The following is a 20,058-nucleotide window of genomic DNA, read 5'->3' on the forward strand; positions in this document are numbered from 1 at the left end:
ATCCCGTAAGCAACAGTGCGCCCGGCGTCACCCCCGCTTACGAGATGCGCGCAACCGCACGCCCGCTTACGAGATGCGCGGGGGCTTGCCGATCCCGTAAGCAACAGTGCGCCTGACGTCACCCCCGCTTACGAGACGCGCGCAACCGCACGCGGCTTACGAGACGCGCGCGCGTCAGCGGCCCTGGTTGGCGACGGCTTCGGCGGCCGCCTTCGCCGCGACGGGGTCGAGGTATTCGCCGCCGGGGACGGTCGGCTTGAGGTCGTCGTCGAGGCGGTAGACCAGCGGCTGGCCGGTCGGGATGTTGAGGCCGACGATCTCCTCGTCGCCGATGCCGTCGAGGTGCTTGACCAGCGCGCGCAGCGAGTTGCCGTGCGCGGCGACCAGCACGACCTTGCCGTCCTTCAGGTCGGGCACGATCGACTCCTCCCAGTAGGGCAGGAAGCGCTCGATGACGTCCTTCAGGCACTCGGTGCGCGGCATGTCGTCGCCGAGGCCGGCGTAGCGGACGTCACCGTCCTGGCTGAACTCGCTGCCCGGCTCGATCGGCGGCGGCGGCACGTCGAACGACCGCCGCCAGGTCATGAACTGCTCCTCGCCGAACTCCTCCAGCGTGGCCTTCTTGTCCTTGCCCTGCAGCGCGCCGTAGTGCCGCTCGTTGAGCCGCCAGTTGCGCCGCACCGGGATCCAGTGCCGGTCGGCGGCGTCGAGGGCGAGGTTGGCGGTGGTGATCGCCCGGCGCAGCAGCGAGGTGTGCACCACGTCCGGCTGCACGCCGCCGTCCTTGATCAGCGAGCCGCCGTGCTCGGCCTCGGCGCGACCCTTGTCGCTGAGCGGCACGTCGACCCAGCCGGTGAAGAGGTTCTGGGCGTTCCACTCGGACTCGCCATGACGAAGCAGCACCAGGGTGTAGGTCATGGCGCCATCCTAGGAGCGGGCCTCGCCGCCGTCGCCACGGTCCAGCAGGTGGCGGAACGCCTCCAGGTTGCGCGTCGACTCGCCGCGGCTGATGCGCCAGTCCCACTCCCGCTGCATCGAACTGCGGAAGCCGAGCACCAGCAGGTCGTTGAACACCTCGTCGGACGCCTCCAGCACGGTGCCGAGCAACGTGTCGAGGTAGTCGTCGTCGACCGCCGCGACCGGCACCCGGGCCACCACGTAGACGTCGCCGTGCTCGTCGGTCGCGTAGGCGACGCCCGGACGGCGCAGGTTGCGGCGCAACAGGAACTGGGCAAACTCGGCGTGGTTCTCGTCAGGATGCCGTATGACGAAAGCGGTTGCGGTCAAAGCGGTTTCGCCGGCAACCAGGGACACCACGGTCTTCAGCTTGCGCTCCCCCGGGAGGCTGACCACAAACTCTCCGTCGCGGGCGCCGAGCTCCCACTCGACGTCCGTGTCGGTGAGGTAGCGCTCGACGATGTCGGTGGTCCGGGTCATTCAGATCGCTCTCTCGGTGCGGGGAAACTCGGAAATGCCGGTGACGACGCCAGACGCCTCACCGCGGGCACGTGCGTAGACGTGCAGCAGCTGGTCGGCCGTGGCGTCCCACCCGAAAGCTGCGGCGTGCCGGATCGCGTTGGCCGACAAGGCTGCCCGGCCCTCCGGGTCGTCGAGCATCTCGGCGATGGCCGCTGCCCACTCGCCGGGGTCGTGGCCGGCGACCAGGCGGCCGGCGTCGCCTACGGCCATCGGAAGGCCGCCCACGTCAGCGGCGACGACCGGTGTGCCGCACGCCTCCGCCTCGAGTGCGACGAGACCGAAGGACTCCGAATATGAAGGCACCGCAAGCAGATCCGCCGCGCGATACCACTGCGCCAATTCGGCTCGCGAGACCGGTGGCACAAACTGCACCACGTCGGCGATGCCCAGGTCGCGGGCGAGCTGCTGCAGCGCACGGGGCTTGTCGAGACCGCTCCCGCTCGGGCCGCCGAGCACGGCCACGACCAGCCGCGAGCGCCGGTCCGGATCCTGCTCCAGCAACCGGGCGGCCGACCGCAGGAGCACGTCGGGCGCCTTCAGCGGCTGGATGCGCCCGACGAACAGCACCACCTCCGCGTCGTCCGGCAGACAGACCGCGGCGCGGGCCGCCGACCGGTCACCGGGCGTGAAGGTCGCCAGATCGACTCCGGGAGAGACGATTTCGACGCGTGCGGGGTCTGCGTCATACAGCTCGATCAGCTCGCGCGCCTCCCGGCGGGTGTTGGCCACCAGCACGCTCGCGGCGCGCACGACCTGCTCCTCGCCGATCTCCCGGCCGGAGGGTTCGGGACGATCGCCGTCGGCGAGCGAGGAGTTCTTCACCTTCGCCATCGTGTGCATCGTGTGCACCAGCGGCACGTCCCAGCGGTCCGCCGCGAGCCAGCCGACCTGACCGCTCAACCAGTAGTGCGAGTGCACCAGGTCGTAATGACCCTCGGGGTGGCGCGCCACGTGCCGCATCACGCCCGCCGCGAAGGCGCACAACTGGCCGGGCAGGTCGTCCTTCGCCAGCCCCTCGTAGGGGCCGGCGTCGATGTGCCGCACCAACACGCCCGGGCACAGCTGCACCGTGTCGGCGAGCGCAGCCGAGGTGCGGCGGGTGAAGATCTCGACCGCCACTCCCCTGGCCGCCAGCCGCTTCGCGGTCTCCACGACGTAGACGTTGAGCCCACCCGCGTCGCCGGTGCCCGGCTGATCGAGCGGCGACGTGTGCACACTGATCATCGCCACCCGTCGCGCCGGCGCGGCAGCCTCGGTGTCCACAGTCACCCCACCAGTCTCGCACCGCCGCCGATTCGGGTCGCCGGCGCGCACGGCAGGCGAGATCGCCGGTGTCCGGGACCGCCCACGGGCGGTGATCTTCAGTACCTTGATCGACATGCGAGGGGCGAGCGCACACCTGCAGGTGCTGTGCGCGGTCCAGCTCCGCTGCGACACCGACCCGCTCCCCCTGAGCCAGCTGGAGCGGGCGCTGCTCGCACGCGTCGCGGTCGGCACCGGGGCCGCGGCCACCATCGACGCCCTCGTGCCCTGGATCTGGGGCGACGACCGGCCGTCGTCGGCCCGCAACCGGGTGCAGGCGCTCGTCTCCGGGCTGCGCCGCAAGTGCGACCGGCCGCTGCTCGAGACCACCAAGGTCGGCTACCGGCTGGCGGACGGCGTCAGCTGTGACCTCGCGTCCTGGCGCGCACTCGTCGGCGCAGACCCCGACCTCTCCCCGCAGCAACGCTGGCGCGCCCTGGACACAGCGCTGACGGTCTTCGCCGAAGAGCCGCTGCAGAACATCCCGCCCACCGGCGACGTGCGGCTCGCACAGGACGCGCTGCGCGCCGAGCGACTCGCGGTGCTCGAGGAGCGCGGCGACCTCGCGCTGCGGCTGGGCGAGCTGCGTGGTCTCACCACCGCGCTCACCGGGCTGGTGCAGGAGCACCCCTTCCACGAGACGTTCATCGCACAGCTGATGCGGGCACTCGCCGCGACCGGGCGGCAGGAGGAGGCGCTGCGGGTCTACCGGGACACCTACCGGCGGCTCAACGACGAGCTGGGTGTCGGACCGTCGGAGGTGCTGCGCGCTGCCCACCACGACGTGCTGCACGGCACCCCGTCCCACGGCAACCGGTCGCACGGCAACCCGTCGCACGCCACCGCGCTGGCGGCGGCACCCGTCGACGAGCCCGAAACCCTTGTGGCACCGAAACTTCCGGTCCCGCGGATGCTGCCCCGCAACCCGTCCAACTTCGTCGGCCGGGACGCCGACGTCGACCGCATCCGGCACGCCGCGACCGGGGCCCGCCGTGCGCCGACGGTCGTGCACCTCACCGGCACCACCGGCGTCGGCAAGAGCGCACTCGCCATACGGTGCGGACGCCTGGTGCAGGACTCCTTCCCCGACGGCACGCTGTATGCCGATCTCGGCAACCGCGAGGAGGCGCCCGCGCCGGCGGAGGTGCTGGGGTCCTTCCTGCGCCTGCTCGGTCTGCGGGGCGACGCGATACCCGACGACCTGGTGGCGAGGGTCGGGCTCTTCCGGTCGATCCTGGAGCAGCGGCGGGTGCTGATCGTGCTGGACAACGTCGCCGAGATGTCGGCGCAGGTCGCCTCGGCGCTCGAGCTCATGGTGCCGGTCACCGCCGGCTCCATGGCGATCGTCACCTCCCGCACCGTGCACCAGGAGCTGCCCGACGCACTGCCGATTCGCCTGCGGTCGTTGCAGATTGGCGATGCGACCGACCTGCTGTCTGCGATGCTCGGCGAGCAACGGGTGGCCGCGGACCCCGACGGTGCGATCGCGCTGCTCGACGCCACCGGGCGGTTGCCGCTCGCGATCCGCCTGGTCGCCGGCCGCCTGGTCAATCGCCCCGATCGCGGATTTCCCGACATGGCGCGGCGTCTCGTCGCGCCGTCACACCGCGACCGCGATCCCCTCGACAAGCTGCGCGAGAGCGTGCGGATGGTCTGGGAGCGTCGCTCGCCGGCGCAGCAGGACGCCATCGCACTGCTCGCCCGGCTGCCGGTCACCGGCTTCAGCGCGTGGCTGCCCGGGGCACTGCTCGGCGACGAGGACGCCGGCGACGAACTCCTCGAAACCCTCCTTGCCACCAACCTGATCGAACCGGTCACCAGCGACGACGGTATGACGCTCTACCGCCTCCACGACCTGGTCACGCACGTCGCCCGGGCCGCCCGCCCGCTCACCGACGCCGATGTCACCGACGCGACCATGCGGATCGGCCGCGCGCTGCTGCGCCGGGCGACCGCCTGCCACCTCGCCTTTCACCGCCGGCTCGTGCCCGCCCCGCCGGCGCTGGACGACGAGGAGGCACGGCCGGTCGGCGCGCTCGCGGCCGCCGACTTCTTCCGCACCGACGGCGCGGCGCTGCTGACCGTCGCTGACGCCCTCGCCGGCCGGGCGCCCGATCTCGCCTGGCGGCTGGTGCTCTCGGCCGCGAACGCACAGCACACCTTCGGCGGTCACCGCAGCTGGCTGGGTGTCGCGACCCGGGTGCGGGCCGCGCTCTCCGCGCCGAGCGCCGACCAGCAGCTCGGCCGGGCGCTGCTGCAGCTCGCGGAGGCGTGGCACCGGGAGGATCTGCGGTCGCAGTCACTGCGCGCCCTGCTGCTCGCCGAGGCCGCGCGCAAGGCGCTCACCCTCCTCGGCGAGGCGGACACCGCGGCCGCCGCCGACATCGTCGCCGCACGCGCCGCGGTGTCCCTCGGCCGGCGCACCACCGCCGAGCGGGCGCTCGACCGGGCCGAGAGCCTGCTCCGGCAGCACCCGGACGCGACCTATGCCGGGTGGGCCTGCGCGATACGCGGTCTGCTGCACAACGACTACGACGAACTCGATGCCGCCGAGCAGGAGCTGACCCGCGCCCGCGAGATCCTGGCCGACGACGGCGACCGCATCGCCTACGCGGCGGCGACGATCGAGCTGGCCCGCGTGACCTGGCGACAGCACAAGCTCGGCTCGGTGAATGTCCTTCTCAGCGAAGTGATTTCACTGCTGCAGCACTATGACGAGCAGCACCTGCTCTCCTACGCGCTCGATGCCCGCTCCGAGATGAGCTACCAGCTGGGCCGCGACGAGCAGGCACTCCACGAAGCCGATGTCGTATGGCGCAGGGCCGTCGACTCGGCCGACGACTTCCTCGCGGCGCGCGTGCGACGCACCCGCGCCCGCGCACTCGCAGCGCTCGACCGGCTGGACGACGCCGAGGCCGACCTGCGGGCCAGCATCGAGGAGTGCACCGCGCTGGACCGCCCGCTCAGCGTGGCGGCGGCGATGCACGACCTCTCGTCGGTGCTGAGCCGCCAGGGCAAGCACGTCGCGGCAGCCGAGTTGCTCCGGCAGGAGCGCGCCGCGCGTGCGTCGGCGGAGCTGGCGTGCCGCGAGGAGTTCGACGAGGCCTACGGCCGCGAGGTCGGCGACGACGCCGGACCCGTCCGGCGGTGAGTCGCGGGCGTCAGCCGCTCAGGCCGGTGGTGGCCAGGTAGAGCGTGCCCTGGCCCGACGCCTCCGCGTCCGCGACGGATGCGTCGAGGAAGCAGGACTCTCCGGGCGCGAGTTGGACTGTGCCGTCAGGGCATTCGACCCGCACGGTGCCGCCGAGTGCGAGGGCGATGCGCGGGCCACCGTGACCGGGCAGGCCGACGGGGGTGTCGTCCGGCTGCACCACGTGTAGCTGGAAGTGCGGCACGTCGACCGGGAAGGACTGCACCCGGCAGCCGGCTGCCTGCTCCGGCACCATCGCGCGGTGCACGTCGACGATCCGCAGCAGCTCCTCGACGTTGATCTGCTTCGGGGTCAGCCCGGCCCGCACGATGTTGTCGGAGTTGGCGAGGATCTCCACGCACGTGCCGCGCACGTAGGCGTGCAGCACCCCGGCCGGCACGAAGACGTAGTCACCGGGCTGCAGCACGCGGTGCACCATCATCGGCAGCACCACCAGCCCGATGTCGCCGGGGAACTGCTCGGCGATGCGCAGCACCGCCCCGATCGCATCGGCCGCCGGACCGTGATCCCCCACGCGGCACGCCCCCACCACCGAGTCCACGAGGCGGGCGCGTTCGGCGCCCTCGGTGCGGAGCACGGCCGCGAGAAGCGCTGCCATCGGCTCGGATTGGGCCGCTGCGCCGTCGACGAGCCGGGTCAGCTGCGCCACCCGCAGCGACCTCAGCAGCGCGGCCGCCTCGTCATACGGCCGGAGCCCGGCGAAGATCTCGTAGGGCGTGACGGCGACCAGCGCCTCGGGTTTGGGCCAGGCGTCGGCATAGGTGCCGGCTGGCGCGTCGAGCGCTTCCTGCGCGTTGGGATGGGTCTGGATCGACAGCGCGCGCTCCGGAGCAAGCACCTTGAGCAGGAACGGGAAGCGCCCGCCGAACCGCTCCACCACCGCGGCACCCATCGTGCCGACCGGGTCGTCGGCGACGAGCTTGTCGAGCGTGCTGCCGGCGATGCCGGACGGCGCCGCCTCGTGCGCGCCCATCCAGAGCTCGGCCTCGGGCTCGGGGGTCGGGGCGGGACGGCCGGTGAGTTCGGCGAGGACAGTGCGCGAACCCCAGGCGTATGCCTGGATCTGCGGGCTGAGCTTGCCGATCATCTACGGGCCTTTCGGGTGAGGAAGTCACCGATCAGCGACCTGACACGTGACCGGTGCGTCCATAGGATGCCACCCGGCGGGAGCACCTCGAGACGGGCGTCCGGCAGCAGGGCGGCGAGTTCCTCCGCCACGTGCACCGGGTGCGCCGGGTCGTCCTCCTGCGCCAGCACCAGCACCGGGGCGGTGACCTTCCGCAGTGCCTGCCGGTCGGTCATCGCCACCTCGTAGGGGATGGTGCGCAGCGCGCGCGACACGTCGGTGCGCACGATCGTCGCCGCCTGGTCGCGGCACCAGCCGACGACCTCCGGGCGGCCGCGCTGCTGCTCCGGCTGCTCGGCGAGGAGCAGCTCCGCGACACCGTCGACATCTCGCTCCTGCGCCAGCTCGCCCATCTCCACCAGCCGGTCGAGTGCGGCGTCCTGTCGGGGCAGGTCGAGGACGGCGGGTATGACGAGCACGATGCGCTCGAAGCGGTCCGGCTGCGACTCCAGCAGGTGGCACAGCGCGCCGGCGCCCATCGACACACCGAGCGCCTGGGTCGCGCCGACGTGGTCGGCGACCGCCGCGAGCTCACCGGCGAGCGCGGCGTAGGTCCAGGGCGTCTCGGGCGAGGAGGAGGCACCGTGCCCACGGAAGTGGAAGAACGCGCGACTGCCCGGCACGGAGCCGCCGAAGGGCCGGGTCGTGGCGATCGACCCGGCGAGACCGTGCGCGAAAACCGTTGTCGGGTCACCGGATCCGGTGACGAGATATTCGAGCGCGCCGTCCTTGGTGGGCAGCAGCGAGGTGCGCGCGGTGGAGCTGGGAAGGGCGTGCGCGCTCACCACGGGCCGTAGGGCCCGCTGTTGTTGCGCTTGGCGGTGCCGACCACCCGTTGCAGGGCCGGGCGCACGTCGGCGAGGTAGACCGCCGCGCCGACCACGGCGACGATGCCGAAGATGTTGAGCGGGTTGGTGATCACCAGGAAGCCGAGCACGGCGGCGACGGCGGTGATCGCCAGCCACGCGGGCTTGCTCAGCTTGCCGGCCGCGGTGAACGCGTCGGGGCGCCGCCGGATGCAGTCGGCCAGCGCAAAGACCTCCATGGCGAACAGCACGACGCCGAGCACCAGCGCCACGTATCCCTGCAGTTCGAAGAGGTTGCCCATGCCCTCAAGCCTAACCCGGGCGGTGCGCGCGGACGGTCAGACGCCGACCGCGGTGACCGCGCCGACCGGCTCGCCGTGGCCGAGCACGTCCATCCTGGCGAGCGCGTCGACCGCGGGTCCGTCGACGCCCGCGCGCCGCAGCAACGCCGCCATCACGACCGGTCGGGCGCGCTGCCCGCCGTCGGCGATCTTCACCGCGAGACCGCGGCCGTCGGCGAGACCGACCGCGTAGACCGCCTCCGCGCCGTCCTTGGCGATCAGGCCGTCGACGCCGCGGATCAGCGCGGTCACGTCGCGGCGGGTGCCGCCCAGGTATTCGGGGTGCGCGCGGATCGCGTCCCGCACGGTCGCCTCGTGGCTGCCCTCCTTCGCCGCGGCGATCACGCCGAATGCTCGCGCCAGCCCGGCCGGCGAGATCGCCATCACCGGTGCGCCGCAGCCGTCGACCGCGGTCGCGGCGACCTGCTCGCCGGCGAGCTCGCTGATCGTCGCCGCCATCGCCTGTTGGAGGGGGTGCGACGGGTCCCGGTAGGTCGCGGTGTCCCAGCCGTTCACCACGCAGGTGGCGAGCATCGCGGCGTGCTTGCCGGAGCAGTTCTGGGTGATCGAGGTGGGGCCGTTGCCGGCCCGGAGCCACTCGTCGCGGGCCGTCTCGTCATAGGGCAGATCGGGGGTGTTCTGCAGGTCGCCCTCGGTCAGTCCCGCCGCGGCGAGTATGGCGCGCACGCCCTCTAGGTGGAACGCCTCGCCGGAGTGGCTGGCCGCGGACAGGGCGACGAGGCGCGGCTCGGGCAGTGTCAGCCCGGAGCGCAGCATCGCGAGGGTCTGCATCGGCTTGTTCGACGACCGGGGAAAGTGCGGTGCGGTCGCGTCGCCGATCGCGAAGTCCACCTCGCCGCTCGGCGTTGTGATGACGGCCACCCCGCGGTGGACCGACTCGACGAAACCGCCGCGCTCGACCTGCGCGACGACGGGGGCTTCGGACAGTGCGGTGAACGATGCAGACACGACCTTGACGATAGGACCGCACCGTCATACAGCCACGAGCGGGCTGGCCCGGAACGCCGAAGGCGTTGCCCGGGAAGCAGTTTCGCTTTTCCGGGCAACGCCTACGGTAGGTCGCTCGAGGTCAGGCCTTCTTGGCCGGAGCCTTCTTCGCGGTGGTCTTCTTGGCGGTCGTCTTCTTGGCCGTGGTCTTCTTGGCCGGGGCCTTCGAAGCGGTGGTCTTGCGGGTCGTCGCCTTCTTGCTCACGGCGCGACGGGTCGGACGCTTCGCGGTCGGCTTGGCAGCGCCCTCCTTGGCGGCGTTGCTGCGCTGCGCGGTCTTGGCCTCGGCCTCGAGCTCGGCGGCCTCGTCGCCCACGCGGCCGGCAAGCTCGGCGACGCCCTTGGCGGCTTCCTTGCGGGCGGCGAACACGGCGCTCACCGCGGTGTCCTGGGTGTCGGAGACGGTCTTGCGCGCCTGGGCGACGGCAGCCTTGCCGCGGCCGGTCGCGTCCTCGACCTGCTCGGTCAGCTTCTTGGCGGCCGGCTGGTTGCGCAGCTCGCGGGTGACGTTCTCGCCGCGCTCGACCAGGCCGTCCCAGCTCTTGGTGAGCTCGTCGTAGGTGCGCTCGAAACCGTCGGTGACCGACTCGTAACGCTCGGTCGCGACCGAGGGCAGCGCCTCGACCTGCTCGCGAACACCGTTGACAGTGCTGACGATCCGGGTCTGGACGTTCTTCGGCGACAGCTCGGCGCGGAACGCGGCGGCGGCGCCGGCGGCGTTGTCGAGGGTCTCGCGGACGTTCTCGACGGCGTAGTCGGCGGCGCCGACCAGGGCGTAGAACGGAGCGGGGTCGAAGGTCTTCTTCAGGGTGTTGGCCATGAGATGCCTACCTTTCGGTGTTCGAATGCCGCGAAGCGGCGAGGGGTCTGATCAGTCGCCCACGAAGGATTCGTAGACGTCGAGCAGCGCCTTGCGCTGCCGGTCGGTCAGCCTGGGGTCGGCCTTGATCGCGCGACGCACGTCGAGCTCGGTCGCGCCGTCCGGGACGGCATCGAGGATGCCAGCCTGCACGTAGAGCTGCTCGGCCGAGATGCGCAGACCCTTGGCGATGGCCTGCAGGATCTCGGCACTGGGCCGCTTGAGCCCTCTCTCGATCTGCGAGAGATAGGGGTTGGAGATCCCGGTGCGCTCCGCGAGCTGCCGCAGAGAAAGCTCCGCCTGCTGGCGCTGCTCCTTGAGGTAGCTGCCCACATCGCTCACCGGGTTCGGACTCACGCCCCCATCATGCTAACTACAGTTAGCATTTTGCAAGCTGTAGTGAGCGTGAAGCACGTCACACGGGTTGCGAGCCGCGGCTACGGCGCGACGATCGGCGTCTGCGCGGCCGCGACCTCACCGGCATACAGCGCGGCGTCGACGGGGGTGTTGCGCTTCACCACGCCGAGCGCGATCGGACCGTCGTCGACGTGCCGGGCGACGGAGGTGATCCGGCCGACTGGGCGCTCCCCCGGCGCGGTGACGAGGTCGGCTCCCGCGTCCGGCAGCACGTGCCCGGAGCCGTCGAGGTGCAGGAAGACCAGCCGTCGCGGCGGACGGCCGAGGTTGTGCACGCGGGCGATCGTCTCCTGCCCGCGGTAGCAGCCCTTGTGCAGGTGGACGGCGGTGCGCAGCCAGTCGAGCTCGTGCGGGATCGTGCGGTGGTCGGTGTCGACGCCGAGACGCGGACGCCACGCCGCGACCCGCTCGGCCTCGGCGGCCCAGGTGCCGGCGAGCGGCCGGTCGCCGATCTCGGCCACCAGCCGGTCGCGCGGCACGATCAACTCCCGCCAGGCCCGACCGGTCGCCGGGTGCACCTCCACCTCGCTGTATGGCGCAGAGTCGGCGCCCAGCTCCGGCCACGGATCGCGCCAGGCGATCACGCCTCGCGAATCCAGCTCTGCGGGAAGGGATTCGGACCCGATCGGCTCGCCGAGCACCGCGTAGGCGTCGGTCACGTCGGCGACCTCGACGCGCAGCATGAAACGCATCTTGTCCAGCCACTCCACGAGCGCGGGAGCGGTGCCGGGCTCGACGCTCAGCCAGGTGGTGGTGCCGTCGTCGAGGACGTGCAGGGCGTGTTCGACGTGCCCGTGCGGGCTCAGCACGAGCGACTCGGTCGAGGTGTGCGGCGGGAGGTCGGTGAGCGACTGGGTGGTCATCGAGTGCAGCCAGCTGCGCCGGTCCGGCCCGGTGACGGTGACGACGCCGCGGTGGGAGAGGTCGACGGCGGCGAGCCCCTGCTCCAGCAGGCGCTGCTCGCGCATCGGGTCGCCGTAGTGGGCGGCGACGCCTGCGTCGAGTCCCTCGCCGGGCACCGCGCCGTGCCGGTCGAGCAGCGGGCTGTGGTTGGTCGTCGTGGTCACCACTCCAGCGTACGTCCGGCGCGGGTGACCGTCGGCGGCACACCGCCCACCTACACTTTGCGCCATGACTCGGGACGACCGCGGCGCATTCGACGACTTCTCGTTCGATGACGTGGCTGGCCAACGACGCCTACCCCAGCATGGCGAGCATGCCGCCGGCGCCCGCCGGGAGCCCGAGCAGCGGTCCGGGACACCGCGATCCACCGCGCAGGGATCCACCGCGCAGGCAACCGCCGAGACGACCGAACCCGATACGCGCCAGGAGCCCCAGCAGCCCCGGCAGCCGGCAAGCCCCGCCCCGTTCGCCGACGAGGACCTCAGCGCGCTGCCGGGCGCCGCACCGTCGGGTTCCGGCGGCTCCGACGGACCGGGCAGCTCCGGCAGTTCGGGAGGCGGCTCCGGTCGGGGTGGCGACGGCGGCTCCGGTGGCGCGGGCGGCTCCGGCCGCGGCCGCCGCGGCGGGAGGAAGACCAGAAAGAAAGCCGGCTGGCTGAAAGTCACCCTGCTCACCCTGCTGTCGATGGTGCTGGTGATCGCGCTCGCGCTCGGCGGCTTCCTGCTCTACCTCAACCACGTGCTGGGCTCCAACATCAAACACGGCGCCGCACTGCCGAGCAGCACGGTGAAACCCGCTGCGGACGCGGGAGATTCGCAGAACATCCTGCTCATGGGCAGCGACACCCGCTCCACCGACGTGAAGAACACCACCGACGGGCGCTCCGACGTCATACAGCTGGTGCACATCAGCAGCGGCAACAAGGCCGTGCAGGTCATCCACTTCCCCCGCGACATGTACGTCTCGATCCCGGGGCACGGCAAGAACAAGATCAACGCGGCCTACGCCTACGGCGGTCCGGCGCTGCTCGCGCAGACCATCTCGGATCTGCTCGGCGGGGTGGTGATCAACCGCTACGCGATGATCGACTTCAAGGGTTTCGCCGACCTGACCGACGACCTCGGCGGCGTGAACGTCTACGTCGCCCAGCCGTTCAACGAGAAGGGTTACGGCAACTTCAAGCAGGGCTACAACATGATGAACGGCGAGCAGGCGCTCGGCTTCGTGCGCGAGCGCCACCAGCTCGCCCAGGGCGACGTCGACCGCGGCCGCAACCAGCAGGCCTGGATCAGCGCGGTGGTCAAGAAGACGCTCTCGGCCGGCACCCTGCTCAACCCGGTCAAGCTGACCGACACGGTCAAGGACCTCACCAAGTACACGACCGTCGACCAGGGCACCTCGACCGCCGACATCCGCAACCTGGCCTTCGACCTGCGCAACCTGCGCTCGGGCGACATCACCTATTACACGGCGCCGCTCGACGCGAACAACCCGTTCGGCAACGACCCGGTCGCGGGCTCGATCGACAACGTCGACATGGCGCAGATCAAGCGGCTCGGGCAGGCGATCTACCACGACAAGATGACGTCCTACACCTCCGGCAGGAACGACATCCGCTGACGACCGGCTGACCGATCAGCGGCTGACTACGATGGGCCGGGTGCCGATCGAACTCGACCCGACCATGCATCCCGATCTCGCACCGCTCGCCTGGCTGCTCGGCCAGTGGGAGGGCACCGGCATCGCCGGCTACCCCGACCAGGAGGAGGTGCAGTTCGTTCAGCAGGTGAGCTGCACCCACGAGGGCGGGCCGTTCCTGCGCTGGGAGGCGCGTAGCTGGCGCCTCGGCGCCGACGGCGGGCGCGGCGAGCTCTTCGAGACCGAGCTGGGTTTCTGGCGCCCGCTGCCCGACTCCGAGGTCGAGCTGCTGCTCACGCACCCGACCGGCGTCGTCGAGCTCTACTACGGCAAGACCGAGCCGGCCAAGGCCGAGTTGCGCACCGACGGGGTGCTGCGCAGCCCGAGCGCGCGTGAATACACCGCGGGTCACCGTCTCTACGGCTACGTGCAGGGCGGACTGATGTGGGCGGCCGACATCGCCGCGATGGGTCACCCGCTGCAGAGTTACGCCTCCGCGCAGCTGCAGCGCGCCGCCGGGCCGGTCTTCACCGACGACGCGGGCGACGAGCCGCCGGCCGATGCCGGCGCGCCGGACGAGTCGCCCAAGGGCGAGGTATGACGCTCAGCGATTGATCGCCCACTGCGCGGCGTAGGCGACGACGCCCGTCGAGAGCACGGCGGCTGCGCCATACGCCAGGCGGGCGGCGGGCTCGGTCGCCGGCAGCCCCGACAGCACGCGGCGCACCGCGGTGGCGACCGCCGCGGCGACCAGGCCGGCGATGAGCAGGACGTTCCAGTGGCCGTCGGTGCCGATGCCGACCAGCACGCCGACGGCGGCACCGAGCAGCAGGCCCACCGGCAGCACCCACTCCGCGGACGCCCCGCGGCCGAGCAGCGCCTCGGCGACCAGGCCGAGCGCGCTCGCCCCGGCGACCACCGCGACCGCGTGGTCGCCGAAGGGATGGGACGCGGCACCGGCGTAGAAGGCACCGCTGGCGAGCAGCGCCAGCCCGAGTGCGCTGCCGGCGAGCGACACCACCAACTGGTGGCGTCCGTCGGTGCGCAGCAGTTCGTGCAGGAAGGCCAGCACCAGCGCGATCGCGAGCACCACGCTGAGTGCCCGCATGCCGTCCTCTCCGTCACCGGAGAAGGCCACGATGCCGGCCGCGCCGAGGGCGCCGACCGCGAGCACCGCACTGGTGCCGGGTGGTCGCGGCAGATCGAGCAGCACCGGCCAGCCCCAGGCCAGCACCAGGCCGGCGAGCAGTCCGGCATACGCGGTCACGTCGTGCCCGGTGTAGGCGCCGAGGATCAGCAGCGCGGCCGCGATCAGCCCGGCGACCACGCCGAGCGGGGCGGCGGTGAGACGGGCGGTTGACGCGGTCACGCTGGCGGATGGCACAGGGGGCATCCTCCCATCACCCGCCGGCGAACGGCGGCAGCACCTCGACGGTGCTCCCGGCCGCGAACGCCGCGCCGGGCTCGACCCGGCGGCCGTCCACCAGCAGCGAGGCGACCGCGAAGACCGGGGCAAGCTTGGGGTGCGCGGCCACGGCGGCGGCGCGCAGTTCGTCGGTGTTCGCGGCGTCGAGGGTCTCCTCGTGCACGCCGGCGGCCGCCTGGGCGCCGGCCCAATAGCGGACCGTGACCTGCTGCATGAAGGGCCTTTCTGCGTGTGCGGCGCGGTGTGGCGCCGGTCACCGCGGGGGCGAACCCGGTGAGCGACGCCGGCGGATTCTCTATTGTTGCAAGGTATGACGTCATCCCCGGACCACGGATAGCCGTCTCGTGGCCCGCCTCCTGCTGCTCACCGACTCGCCGGGCGCGAGTGTCGAGGTGCTGCCCGCGCTCGGCCTGCTGGGCCACCGGGTGCGCATCCTGCCGCCGGAGCCGCAGGCGCTCGTCGAGCCGCCGGACTGCGACGTGGTGCTGGTCGACGCCCGCCGCGACCTGGCCGGCGCCCGCGGCCTCAGCCGGCTACTGCGCACGAGCGGGCAGTCAGCGCCGCTGCTGGCGGTCTTTACCGAGGGCGGGCTGGCCGCACTCACCGCGGAGTGGCAGATCGACGACGTGATCCTCGAAACCGCGGGCCCGGCCGAGGTGGAGGCCCGCATCCGGCTGGCGACCAGCCGGGCCGCCCCCGAGGAGTCCGACGAACCGGCCCGCATCACCGCCGGCGAACTGACCATCGACGAGGAGGCGTATGCCGCGCGGATCCGCGGCCGCACGCTCGACCTGACCTACAAGGAGTTCGAGCTGCTCAAGCACCTCGCGGCCCACCCGGGGCGGGTCTTCACCCGGGCCCAGCTGCTGCAGGAGGTGTGGGGCTACGACTACTTCGGCGGCACCCGCACGGTCGACGTGCACGTGCGCCGCCTGCGCGCGAAGCTCGGCCCGGAACACGAGGCGCTGATCGGCACCGTCCGCAACGTCGGCTACCGCTTCGTCGGCTCGTCCGAGCAGCGGCAGCAGCAGGAGGCGCCGAGCAACGCGTGACCGGGCGGCGTCATACGCGTGCACAACCCGCGACGGTCGCGCCCTACGCACGCCCCACCACCCGAAACCGTGCACAACCCGCAACGGTCGCGCCCTACGCACGCCCCGCCACCCGAAACCGTGCACAACCCGCAACGGTCGCGACGTCTGCACGCCCCGGCACCCGCAACCGTGCACAACCCGCAACGGTCGCGACCTATGCACGCGCCGCCACCCGTGCGGCAGGATGATCCCGTGACTGCCGCACCCCCACCTGCCGCCGACGAACTCCTCGCCATCGCCGCCCGCGCCACCGCCGCCGACCGCGTCGAACCCTTTTCGGAGGCAACGCGATTGGCGTTGCGGCACACCGAGCCCCAGCACGTGATCCGCACCGACGGAGCCGTCACCGCCGGCGCGTATGTCGCGGACGACGGCTCGGCCGAGATCGTCGTCGACCCCGACCACCGCCGCCGCGGCCACGGCGAGCGCCTCGCCACCGAGGTGCTCGAGCAGCGGCCGGACGCCCGGCTGTGGGCGCACGGCGACCTGCTCGGCGCCCGGGCGATCGCGGACAAGCTCGGGCTGCAGGTGGTGCGCAACCTGTGGCAGATGCGCCGCGCGGTCGACGCCGACCCGCAGATCGCCGCGCCGCAGGTGCCGGAGGGCTTCACCGCGCGCACCTTCCGCCCCGGCGACGAGGATGCCTGGCTCGATCTCAACGCGCGCGCGTTCGTGCACCACCCCGAGCAGGGCCGTATGACGAGGGCCGACCTCGACGAACGGATGTCGGAGGAGTGGTGGGACCCGCAGGGCCTGATCCTGATCGTCGACGACACCACCGGCGACCCCGCCGCCTCGGCTCCTCCTCCAGCCGAAGCTCGCGGGCTCGCCCCGGCTGGCATCGTCGCCTCGCACTGGACCAAGATCGAGCCGGCCGACCCGGCCGAGGGCGAGGTCTACGTCGTCGCGGTCGACCCGGGCCGGCAGGGCCACGGCCTGGGAAAGGTCGTCACCGCGCTCGGCCTGCAGCACCTGAAAAGCCGTGGAGTGCAACGCATTTCCCTCTACGTGGAGGGCGACAACGAGCCGGCGGTCGCGACCTACACCCGGCTCGGTTTCGCCCGGAGCGCCGTCGACGTGATGTACGCGCGGCCTTAGGCTGCGGCCCCGCCCGAGCTTTGCAACGATAGGGACCATGGACGCCACGGAGCCGGCCACTTCTCCCGCCGTCGACCCGGCCACTCAGACGGCAGCCAGCGACGCGTCGCTGGTGCGACTGCAGACCCGCGCGGCCCAGCGCGCCCGCGGCGCGAACGGCCGCTTCATCCGGGTCGCCCCCGAGCTGGAGAAACCGGACGAGCACCTGCCCGACGACCGGTTCCTCGACCGCGAGATCTCGTGGCTGCAGTTCAACGAGCGCGTCCTGCAGCTGGCCGGCGACCCGCTGGTGCCGCTGCTCGAACGCGCCCGCTTCCTCGCGATCTTCGCCAGCAACCTCGACGAGTTCTTCATGGTGCGGGTCGCCGGCCTGAAGCGCCGCATCGCCACCGGCCTCGCCGTCCGCTCCGCATCGGGGCTCGAGCCGCGCGAGGTGCTCGACGAGATCAGCAACGCCGCTCACGAGCTGATGCAGGTGCACGCGCGGATGTTCCAGACCCACATCCGGCCCGCGCTGGCCGACGAGGGCATCCGCATCGTCCGCCCCGGCGAGTGGACCGAGGGCGACCGCGAGCACCTCAACACGCTGTTCCGCAACCAGATCTACCCGGTGCTGACCCCGCTCGCGGTCGACCCGGCCCACCCGTTCCCCTACATCTCCGGCCTGTCGCTCAACCTCGCGGTCGTGCTGATCAACCCCAAGACCGGCCGCGAGCACTTCGCCCGCGTCAAGGTGCCGCCGCTGCTCCCCCGGCTGATCAAACTGCCTGCGGGCGAGCAGGACGACAAGCTGTATGACGCGCGTTTCGTGGCGATCGAGGACGTCATGGCCGAGCACCTGCAATACCTCTTCCCCGGCATGGAGGTGCGCGAGCACTTCACCTTCCGGGTCACCCGCAACGAGGACCTCGAGGTCGAGGAGGACGACGCCGAAAACCTCCTCACCGCGCTGGAGAAGGAGCTCACCCGCCGGCGCTTCGGGCCACCGGTGCGCCTCGAGGTCGCCGACGACATGGACGACCACGTGATGGACCTGCTGGTGCGCGAGCTCGGCGTCCGCGACGACGAGGTCTACCGCCTGCCTGAGCCGCTCGACCTGCGGGGGCTGAACACCGTTGCCGATCTTGACCGTTCGGAGTTGCGCTGGCCACCGTTCGTCGCCAAGGCGCACCCCGACCTCGCACCGGTCGAGCGGTCCGCACAGTCCGACGTGATGGACGCGATGCGGGCCGGCGACATCCTGCTGCACCACCCCTACGACTCGTTCTCGACGTCGGTGCAGGCCTTCATCGAGCAGGCGGCTGCCGACCCGCACGTGCTCGCGATCAAGCAGACGCTCTACCGCACCAGCGGTGACTCGCCGATCATCGACGCCCTCATCGACGCCGCCGAGTCCGGCAAGCAGGTGCTCGCCGTGGTGGAGATCAAGGCCCGCTTCGACGAGGAGAACAACATCACCTGGGCCCGCAAGCTGGAGCGCGCGGGCGTGCACGTGGTCTACGGCATGGTCGGGCTGAAGACCCACGCCAAGCTGTGCCTCGTCGTGCGCGAGGAGGGCGGCGAGATGCGCCGCTACGCGCACGTCGGCACCGGCAACTACAACCCCAAAACCGCTCGCCTCTATGAGGATCTGGGTCTGCTGACCACCGACCGCGAGGTCGGCGAGGACCTGTCGCGGTTGTTCAACCAGCTGTCCGGCATGGCTCCGCGCAGCAAGTTCAAGCGGCTGCTGGTCGCGCCGCGCTCGGTGCGCACCGGCCTGATCGAGCAGATCGAGCGCACCATCGCCGCGGCGCGGGACGGCAAGCAGGCGCGGGTGCAGATCAAGGTCAACTCGATGGTCGACGAGGAGGTCATCGACGCCCTCTACCGCGCGTCGCAGGCCGGGGTCGACGTCGACATCTGGGTGCGCGGCATCTGCGCCATACGGCCCGGGGTGGAGGGACTGTCCGACCGCATCACCGTGCGGTCGATCCTCGGCCGGTTCCTGGAGCACTCGCGGGTGTTCCGCTTCGCGATCGAGGGCGAGGACGACGTCGTCTTCATCGGCAGCGCCGACATGATGCACCGCAACCTGGACCGCCGCGTCGAGGCGCTGGTGCGGCTGCAGTCGCCCAAGCACATCGAGACCCTCAGCCGGCTGCTGGACCAGGCGATGTCACCGGACACCTCCTCCTGGCACCTGCACGGCGACGGCCGCTGGGAGCGGCACCACCTCGACGGCGAGGGCAATCCGCTGCCCGACCTGCAGGCCGGGCTCGTCGAGAGCTACGCCAAACGCAAGCGCAAGGCCCGCCGCCGGTGACGGCGCGCACCGTCACCCGGCGCCCGACCACGGTGCCGGCAGCCGGAGCCGTGCTCTGGCGCCGCAAGAACGACCAGCTGCAGGTCGCGCTGGTCCACCGGCCGAAGTACGACGACTGGTCGTGGGCCAAGGGCAAGCTCGACCCGGGCGAGACCTGGGTGAGCGCGGCGGCGCGAGAAGTGTTGGAGGAGACCGGCTTCCGGCCGCGCATCGGCATCCCCCTGCCGCGCTCGGTCTACTCGATGCAACGCGGCCAGCTCAAGGAGATCCGCTACTGGGCCGCGGAGGTCATGGGCGGCAGCGGCGAGCTGGAGAACGAGATCGACGAGGTCGCGTGGCTGACCCCGGCGCAGGCGCAGACCCGTTTCAGCTACGTGCGCGACGCGCTGCAGCTGCAGGCGGTCGTCGACGCCGATCGCGGCAGGCTGCTGCAGACCTGGCCGCTCGTAGTGATCCGGCACGGCGACGCGGTGGCGCGCAAGGGCTGGTCCGGCGACGACTGGGACCGGCCGCTGGACGACCTCGGCAAGCGCCGCGCGCGGGCCCTCGTGCCGGTGCTTGCGGCATACGGCATCGAGCGGGTGGTGACCTCACCTTCCGCACGCTGTTACGCGACGGTGCAGCCGTATGCCGCAGCGGCCGGCCTGCGTCTGCGCACCAAGCGGGGGTTGTCCGAGGAGGGCTTCGCCGCCGAGCCGGCCAAGGCGACCCGGCACACCGACCGGGTGCTCGAGCACGGGGAGCCCGCGGCGATCTGCACCCACCGCCCGGTGCTGCCCGCCGTCCTCGCCGACCTGCGGCGACGCACGGCCCCGGGGTCCGCTGCCGCGCGGACCCTCGGCGAGGTGACCCGTGCCGGTATGGACAAGGGCGAGGCACTCGTCCTGCAGGTGGTCGGCACCGGCGCGACCGCCCGGGTGGTCAGCGTCGAGCGGCAGCGACCGGCAGGGGCGTTTCTTCCCACGTTGTAACGGCATTCACCCGTTGTTCACCAACTCGGCGGTAGTGCGTCACGCGGCGTCCCTACCGTCGGCGCGACGGGTCA

At 71.8% G+C, this 20,058-nt stretch carries 19 protein-coding genes; 7 read left to right on the top strand and 12 right to left on the bottom strand.

Annotation, left to right across the window (positions count from 1 at the left end; genetic code table 11):
• Positions 1–174: 174 nt before the first annotated feature.
• From HJ588_RS00925 to mshA, 3 genes are read right to left on the bottom strand one after another with little or no spacing between them, the layout of a single operon-like run.
• On the bottom strand, positions 175–918 hold the full coding sequence (locus tag HJ588_RS00925) for a phosphoglyceromutase (RefSeq protein WP_171151086.1): 744 nt from the start codon (positions 916–918) through the stop codon (positions 175–177).
• 9 nt (positions 919–927) lie between these two features.
• Positions 928–1,437 carry a YbjN domain-containing protein gene (locus HJ588_RS00930; protein WP_171151088.1) on the bottom strand — a complete coding sequence of 170 codons (510 nt, stop codon included), beginning with the start codon at positions 1,435–1,437 and terminating at the stop codon, positions 928–930.
• Positions 1,438–2,703 (bottom strand): D-inositol-3-phosphate glycosyltransferase, encoded by a 1,266-nt coding sequence (mshA, locus tag HJ588_RS00935; RefSeq protein ID WP_246241834.1) that lies wholly within the window; start codon positions 2,701–2,703, stop codon positions 1,438–1,440. It lies immediately after the preceding gene.
• Between the two features lie 154 nt (positions 2,704–2,857).
• Here mshA and HJ588_RS00940 point away from each other — a divergent pair, with 154 nt between their 5' ends.
• Positions 2,858–5,932 carry an AfsR/SARP family transcriptional regulator gene (locus tag HJ588_RS00940; RefSeq protein WP_171151092.1) on the top strand — a complete coding sequence of 1,025 codons (3,075 nt, stop codon included), beginning with the start codon at positions 2,858–2,860 and terminating at the stop codon, positions 5,930–5,932.
• A gap of 10 nt (positions 5,933–5,942) precedes the next feature.
• Here HJ588_RS00940 and manA read toward each other — a convergent pair whose 3' ends face one another.
• The 7 genes from manA to ygfZ form a co-directional block, all read right to left on the bottom strand.
• Positions 5,943–7,079: a mannose-6-phosphate isomerase, class I gene (gene manA, locus HJ588_RS00945; RefSeq protein ID WP_171151094.1), complete on the bottom strand. Its 1,137-nt coding sequence runs from the start codon at positions 7,077–7,079 to the stop codon at positions 5,943–5,945.
• Positions 7,076–7,906 (bottom strand): alpha/beta fold hydrolase, encoded by an 831-nt coding sequence (locus HJ588_RS00950; RefSeq protein WP_343036537.1) that lies wholly within the window; start codon positions 7,904–7,906, stop codon positions 7,076–7,078. The genes manA and HJ588_RS00950 overlap by 4 nt, the downstream gene beginning before the upstream one ends.
• Positions 7,900–8,226, bottom strand: a complete 327-nt coding sequence (locus HJ588_RS00955) for a DUF2516 family protein (protein ID WP_171151096.1) — start codon at positions 8,224–8,226, stop codon at positions 7,900–7,902. Before HJ588_RS00955 ends, HJ588_RS00950 begins: the two co-directional genes overlap by 7 nt.
• 36 nt (positions 8,227–8,262) lie before the next feature.
• The gene (locus tag HJ588_RS00960) at positions 8,263–9,234 is read right to left on the bottom strand and encodes an asparaginase (protein WP_343036538.1); all 972 of its coding nucleotides are present in this window, start codon (positions 9,232–9,234) and stop codon (positions 8,263–8,265) included.
• A 121-nt stretch (positions 9,235–9,355) separates the two neighbouring features.
• Positions 9,356–10,093, bottom strand: coding sequence for a hypothetical protein (locus tag HJ588_RS00965; RefSeq protein WP_171151099.1), 738 nt, complete (start codon positions 10,091–10,093; stop codon positions 9,356–9,358).
• Positions 10,094–10,144: 51 nt separating this feature from the next.
• Positions 10,145–10,489: a helix-turn-helix domain-containing protein gene (locus HJ588_RS00970; RefSeq protein WP_171151101.1), complete on the bottom strand. Its 345-nt coding sequence runs from the start codon at positions 10,487–10,489 to the stop codon at positions 10,145–10,147.
• An 80-nt stretch (positions 10,490–10,569) separates the two neighbouring features.
• On the bottom strand, positions 10,570–11,616 hold the full coding sequence (ygfZ, locus tag HJ588_RS00975) for a CAF17-like 4Fe-4S cluster assembly/insertion protein YgfZ (protein WP_343036539.1): 1,047 nt from the start codon (positions 11,614–11,616) through the stop codon (positions 10,570–10,572).
• A gap of 64 nt (positions 11,617–11,680) precedes the next feature.
• Here ygfZ and HJ588_RS00980 point away from each other — a divergent pair, with 64 nt between their 5' ends.
• The gene (locus HJ588_RS00980) at positions 11,681–13,072 is read left to right on the top strand and encodes an LCP family protein (protein WP_171151104.1); all 1,392 of its coding nucleotides are present in this window, start codon (positions 11,681–11,683) and stop codon (positions 13,070–13,072) included.
• 40 nt (positions 13,073–13,112) lie between these two features.
• Complete coding sequence (locus HJ588_RS00985; protein WP_171151106.1) at positions 13,113–13,691, top strand: heme-binding beta-barrel domain-containing protein; 579 nt, start codon at positions 13,113–13,115, stop codon at positions 13,689–13,691.
• Between the two features lie 3 nt (positions 13,692–13,694).
• Here the strand turns inward: HJ588_RS00985 and HJ588_RS00990 are convergent, their stop codons facing one another.
• Positions 13,695–14,459: a hypothetical protein gene (locus HJ588_RS00990; protein ID WP_171151108.1), complete on the bottom strand. Its 765-nt coding sequence runs from the start codon at positions 14,457–14,459 to the stop codon at positions 13,695–13,697.
• Positions 14,460–14,490: 31 nt separating this feature from the next.
• Entirely contained in the window at positions 14,491–14,730 is a 240-nt protein-coding gene (locus tag HJ588_RS00995) for a MoaD/ThiS family protein (RefSeq protein WP_171151110.1), read from the bottom strand.
• 130 nt (positions 14,731–14,860) lie between these two features.
• Here HJ588_RS00995 and HJ588_RS01000 point away from each other — a divergent pair, with 130 nt between their 5' ends.
• The 4 genes from HJ588_RS01000 (at position 14,861) to HJ588_RS01015 (ending at position 19,984) form a co-directional block, all read left to right on the top strand.
• The gene (locus HJ588_RS01000; RefSeq protein WP_171151112.1) at positions 14,861–15,568 is read left to right on the top strand and encodes a winged helix-turn-helix domain-containing protein; all 708 of its coding nucleotides are present in this window, start codon (positions 14,861–14,863) and stop codon (positions 15,566–15,568) included.
• A 234-nt stretch (positions 15,569–15,802) separates the two neighbouring features.
• Entirely contained in the window at positions 15,803–16,708 is a 906-nt protein-coding gene (mshD, locus tag HJ588_RS01005; RefSeq protein WP_343036540.1) for a mycothiol synthase, read from the top strand.
• Between the two features lie 37 nt (positions 16,709–16,745).
• Complete coding sequence (locus tag HJ588_RS01010) at positions 16,746–19,013, top strand: RNA degradosome polyphosphate kinase (protein ID WP_171151116.1); 2,268 nt, start codon at positions 16,746–16,748, stop codon at positions 19,011–19,013.
• A complete protein-coding gene (locus HJ588_RS01015; RefSeq protein WP_171151118.1) occupies positions 19,010–19,984 on the top strand; it encodes an NUDIX domain-containing protein in 975 nt (324 codons plus the stop codon). Before HJ588_RS01010 ends, HJ588_RS01015 begins: the two co-directional genes overlap by 4 nt.
• The last annotated feature ends 74 nt before the right edge of the window (positions 19,985–20,058 follow it).

It is taken from the genome of Flexivirga aerilata (genome assembly GCF_013002715.1).
Classification (GTDB): Bacteria; Actinomycetota; Actinomycetes; order Actinomycetales; family Dermatophilaceae; genus Flexivirga; species Flexivirga aerilata.